General features: G+C 61.1%; 2 protein-coding genes. Both read left to right on the top strand.

Features of this window, described 5'->3' with window-relative positions; all coding sequences use genetic code 11:
* Positions 1-954: cytochrome P450 (locus BIS10_RS18735; protein ID WP_253507791.1), on the top strand; the 954-nt coding region annotated here is incomplete at its 5' end.
* 14 nt (positions 955-968) lie between these two features.
* On the top strand, positions 969-1,413 hold a 445-nt coding region (locus BIS10_RS18730), incomplete at its 3' end, for an alpha/beta hydrolase (protein WP_253507788.1).

Raw genomic sequence — 1,413 nt, 5'->3', positions numbered from 1 at the left:
CTACAGAGTAGCTGCCCCCGCCATACCCTTGCCGAGGCGTTTACCAGGATTGTGGAAGAGGAGGCCGAACAGCTAGTAACGCGGGTAGGGACGCGCTTCGACGAGCTGGATTGGGCAACCTTTCACGTTACCTGGGAGCGTATTGTGCGGCGCATCGTGCTTGGGGATATCGCCCGCTACGACCGCACGCTCACCAAAGAGCTTGCTGCCCTACGTAAAGCCGCCAACTGGGGTTTTATGCACCCTAAACGCAAGCGGTTGCAGCAGCGTTTTGAACGGCACCTGGCGTTTTACTACCAGCGGGCGGAACCGAACAGCCTGATGGCGATGCTCTCGGCGCAAGGCGCGGAAAACGAGCAGGCGCCGCTGCAGCAGGTGCCCCAGTGGCTGTTCGCATTTGAACCCGCAGGCATGGCGGCGTTTCGTGCGTTAGCGCTACTGTGCGCGCACCCCGAGTTCGCGGCACGGGCGATGGCAGAGGCCGATGGCACGTCGCCGCCCGCCGTGGATCGGTTAACAGCCAGCGTTTTAGAGTCCCTGCGTTTATGGCCCACCACCCCACTGATTTTAAGGCAGTCGACTAGGCTTACCCAGTGGAAGCAGGGCACCCTGCCAGCCCATACATCGCTGTTGATTCATACGCCCTATTTTCACCGTGATGAGCGCTACTTACACGCTGCTCACCAGTTTACGCCAGAGATGTGGCTAACCCCTGACGGACCAGGTCAGTGGCCGCTGGTGCCGTTTAGCGGCGGGCCAGGGATCTGCCCCGGCAGGCATATCGTGCTGCTCGTCACCAGCCGATTGCTCGCCGCACTTCAACGGCGTGCCCGCTGGACGCTGCAGCCACCGGAGAAACTCAACGGCCAAGTTCCCATGCCGAGCTTGCTTAGTCCGTTCCACTTACGGTTTCGGCGGGAGCACCTCCAGCCAAACAGTGCCACCACGGCTTAGAAGGAGACAACGCAATGCCACAAGCGCAAGCTTCCAACGGCTTAAACTTCGATGTGCTGGTGAATATTCTGCCCTCCGCAGAGGATATCCCGCCGCTGCAATCCTACACCGCGCGGGATGGTAGCACCTTGGGTTACCGCTACTACCCAAGTGCCGACGTTGCCGGGCGGGCCACACCGCCCACGCTGTTAGTGCTGTTGCACGGCTCATCGGCCAGCAGCCACTATTTGGCCCCGATGGCGGAATATCTGGCGGAGTTTGCCGGTTTCGACGTGATTACTCCCGATTTACGCGGCCATGGGCCAAACCCTGCGCAGCGTGGCGATGTGGATTATATCGGCCAGCTGGAAGATGACTTGGCCGACCTGATTGAGCACGCTCAACAAGAGCACGCCCCACACGATAGGGTGGCTATTGGCGGGCACTCCTCCGGCGGTGGGCTGGCGCTGCGTGTTGCGG

Origin of the sequence: Halomonas sp. 707B3, from assembly GCF_024158645.1 — a bacterium.
Taxonomy (GTDB): Bacteria; Pseudomonadota; Gammaproteobacteria; order Pseudomonadales; family Halomonadaceae; genus Vreelandella; species Vreelandella lionensis.
This window is presented reverse-complemented; position numbering and strand designations above follow the sequence as displayed.